Origin of the sequence: Streptomyces sp. CLV115 (genome assembly GCF_038448545.1) — a bacterium.
In the GTDB taxonomy this organism is placed as follows: domain Bacteria; phylum Actinomycetota; class Actinomycetes; order Streptomycetales; family Streptomycetaceae; genus Streptomyces; species Streptomyces sanglieri.
In genome coordinates, this window is sequence record NZ_JBCEWQ010000395.1 from 1 (window position 1) to 469 (window position 469).

General features: G+C 61.0%; 1 protein-coding gene. It reads left to right on the top strand.

The window, feature by feature from the left end; all coding sequences use genetic code 11:
* Positions 1-125: 125 nt before the first annotated feature.
* A partial coding sequence (locus tag AADR41_RS42325; protein ID WP_342287804.1) for an aldehyde dehydrogenase family protein occupies positions 126-469 on the top strand: 344 nt, incomplete at its 3' end.

Consider the following 469-nt stretch of genomic DNA (forward strand, 5'->3'; position numbering starts at 1 on the left):
GCCCAGGGGATGTCGTGATCATCGGGAATCTGCTCGGACATCTTTCTACTGTGCCACGCGGGATCCGTACTCCCCACAATCGGGGTTCTGCTATGCCTGTCAGGGATCACCCGTAGCCTGAATCCATGAACGTTGACGTTGTGGCCGGACTCCGCAGTACCTTCCGTACCGGGCGGACCCGTTGCCTGGAATGGCGCCGTGACCAACTCAACGCGCTGGAAGCCATGCTGCTCAACCACCGCGAGCACTGGCAGATCGCGTTGGGACAGGACCTGGGCAAGTCCCCGTTCGAGGCCACGATGACCGAAATCTATCCGGTGATCACCGAACTCAAACACACCCGCCGAAACCTCAAGAAGTGGCACAAGGATCAGCCGGTCCGCACTCGCCTGCAGTTCTTCCCGGGCCGTTCGTGGGTGCGCTATGACCCGCTGGGCGTGGTCGTCATCATTTCCCCCTGGAACTACCC